Origin of the sequence: Trebonia sp. (assembly GCF_049794275.1) — a bacterium.
In the GTDB taxonomy this organism is placed as follows: domain Bacteria; phylum Actinomycetota; class Actinomycetes; order Streptosporangiales; family Streptosporangiaceae; genus Trebonia.
The window spans coordinates 1-2,726 of record NZ_JBARCR010000509.1 but is presented as its reverse complement, the minus strand read 5'-3'; the positions used below and the strand labels follow the sequence as shown (position 1 = coordinate 2,726).

The window sequence follows — 2,726 nt, the reverse complement described above, 5'->3', positions numbered from 1 at the left end:
CCACCAGTCCCTCCCTCATTCGCCCAGTTCGCTGGCTACTGTTTCCCCGGCCGCCGCCTCGCCGGTCAGCGCGTCCCCGGACATCGCCAGCGTACCGACGGCCGCCTCCTCGACAGCCGCGCCGCGGAGCCGTCGCTGCGACGGGATCAGCAACCCGGCCAGCGCGGCGATCACCAGGACGCCTGCCATGATCGCGAACCCGGTCGTGTAACCGGACTCGACGGGCAGCCCGGACGGCTCCAGCTTCGCGGTGACGATGCTGGCCATCACGGCGGCGCCGATGCTGCCGCCGATCGTGCGGATGTTCGCGTTCATGCCGGTAGCCACGCTGGTCTGCTCGGCCGGGACCGCGGACACGACATTCGCCGACATCGCCGAGAAGGCCAGCCCGAAGCCGATGCCCAGCACGCCGGTGGCGACGTAGATCTCCCATTCCTGGGAGTGCGCGAAGGCGAACATCGACATCGCCACGCACCCGATGACGCAGCCAGCGACAACCAGGACGTTGCCGCCGAAGCGCCGGGTGAGGGTCCCGACGAACAGGCCGACCGCGAACATGGTGACCCCCGCGGGCAACAGCATCAGACCCGAACGGATGATGCTGGCGCCGAACCCGTACCCGGCCGAGGACGGGGTCTGAACGAACTCGGGCAGGAACGCGAACATCGCGTACAGCCCGATGCCGATGAGCAGCGCGACCAGGTTGTTCGTCCACACCCCAGGGCGCCGCATCATCTTCATGTCGATCAACGGGGTAGCCGCCCGCAGCTCGGACCAGACCCAGGCGGCGGCGAGGAGCACCGCCCCGGCCAGCAGCCCGATGACCGCCGGCGACCCCCAGCCCCAGTCCGATGCCTCGCTCAGCGGCACCAGCAGCGCCACCAGCCAGCCGGACAGCAGCACCGCGGGCAGCCAGCTGATCGTGCCCGGACTGCGGATCGGGGACTGCGGGACGAACAGCACCGCGCCGACCGCCGCGATCACCGTCGCGATGCCCGGCAGCCAGAACAGCCAATGCCAGTTGAGCGCGTTCACGATCGGGCCGGCCAACACGATACCCAGACTGCCGCCGACCGCGGTCAGCGCCGCGAGGATGCCGACAGCCCCGGCCACCTTGCCCGCGGGAAATTCGTCGCGGATGATCCCGAATCCCAGTGGCAACGTCCCGCCCCCCAGCCCCTGGATCACCCGGGCCACGATCAGCACCGCGAGGTTGGGGGCCATGGCCGCTAGCACCGATCCGACCGCGAGGGCGACCAGCGCGGCCACGAACACCCACTTCTTGCCGTGGATGTCACCGACCCGCCCCAGGATCGGTGTCATGACCGAGGCCGACAGCAGATAGGCCGTCAGTACCCACGTCACGGCGCTCTGCGAGGTATGCAATTCCACTTGTATCGTGCTCAGCACCGGGATCACCAGCGACTGCAGGAGAGCGAACGCCCCGATGCCGACCGCGAGTATCCCGAACGTCACCTGATAGTGCGGCCGCGGCGCACTGTCCATATCAGGCCCCTCCTGAAAGCGGAATCATCATTCCGTTACAGGATATCGTAGCGGAATGGACATTCCGCTACCGGGCCGGCGGACCTCGCGCGGTGTGGCGTCGGAACGCGCGCAGCGCCACGACGCCAAGGCCCAGCAGCAAGCAAAACTTCGTGGTTAGAGCGAGATTGATCATGTACGTAAGGTGCGTATCGGGTCTCGGCCACAGATGATCATGCTCTGACCAGCCGAAGCCCGCCATGCAACGACACGCTAAGTCCGTTTGTATCGAACTGGCAGGCTGGCAGCTCGTCTCGGAGCCGCCCGCATAGTGACGAAATGAGCGGGCCGCGAGAAACTCCGAAACGCGCCGATCGTCGAGTATCTACGACTGGCATTAACGGTTCTGTAGCGCGATCCCTGAACGCAGATATGCCAGTTCGGACGGGGCCCATGCCTTTAACCACTCTGGCGGCTTAGCCAGCCACCCGCGGAAGGTGATCATCACGGACGCGAAGGCGGCGGGGTGTTGGTGTTAGCCAAACCTGGCGCGGACTTGGACGGCGTCGAGGTGGTGTAGGTCTCCTCTAGGATGTCCAGGGCCTGTTGCCAGGTGTCCTTGGGGGTCGGGTAGGTCGGCCGCGGCGGCAGGAGTATCCCGAGGAGGGCCGGGGCCTCGCCGGTGCGGTCGCCGAGCTGGCGGCGCAGTCGCAGGAATACCGCCAGGTAGCAGCGGGCCTACCGGTAGTCGGTCAGCCGAATGCAGGCGGTGGCAATGGCCCGGTGAGTGGGCCATTGATCTAGTGGTTGACTTCGATACTGATCGATTCACCCGGCGATACTCACAAGTAGCCATTCTGTTTCACTTCGCCGTGTTACAGTGCCGTTCCAGTTGCAATTTCGGTGGCTCAGTCAAACCGGGGGGCTCGGCGGCCGCTGGGATGTTTGACAGGCATCAGGCCGAACCTGAAGTCGCCTGTCTTCCGGCGGACGAGCAGGCGCCTCCCTCGCGCAATTGTGTGAGGCGCAATGAGGAATTTCTGGCGTCCGGTCCGCTCGCGGCCCATCCGGCTGTTCCTGATCATCATGCTCGCCGTTCCCTTGGTGTCTCTGGTTGCACTCTGGGCTTTCGCCGCGAGCATCACGGTCCGCGGCGCAATCAGCGACCACACTTATAACACCAGTGTTACTTCCCTCACCACCACTATCGAGCCGCTGACGATCGAGCTGCCAGCGGAACG

2 protein-coding genes are annotated in these 2,726 nt (G+C 65.9%); one reads left to right on the top strand and one right to left on the bottom strand.

All coding sequences use genetic code 11. The features are described from left to right. Window positions 1–15: 15 nt before the first annotated feature. Window positions 16–1,506, bottom strand: coding sequence for an MFS transporter (locus tag WA805_RS13800; RefSeq protein ID WP_425242532.1), 1,491 nt, complete (start codon window positions 1,504–1,506; stop codon window positions 16–18). Window positions 1,507–2,514: 1,008 nt separating this feature from the next. Here WA805_RS13800 and WA805_RS13795 point away from each other — a divergent pair. Beyond that, window positions 2,515–2,726 (top strand): hypothetical protein (locus WA805_RS13795; protein WP_425242531.1); only part of this gene is annotated, 212 nt, incomplete at its 3' end.

Coding starts and splice junctions, on each gene's coding strand:
- WA805_RS13800 (WP_425242532.1), bottom strand. CDS start 1,506: ATGGACAGTGCGCCGCGGCCGCACTATCAGGTGACGTTCGGGATACTC.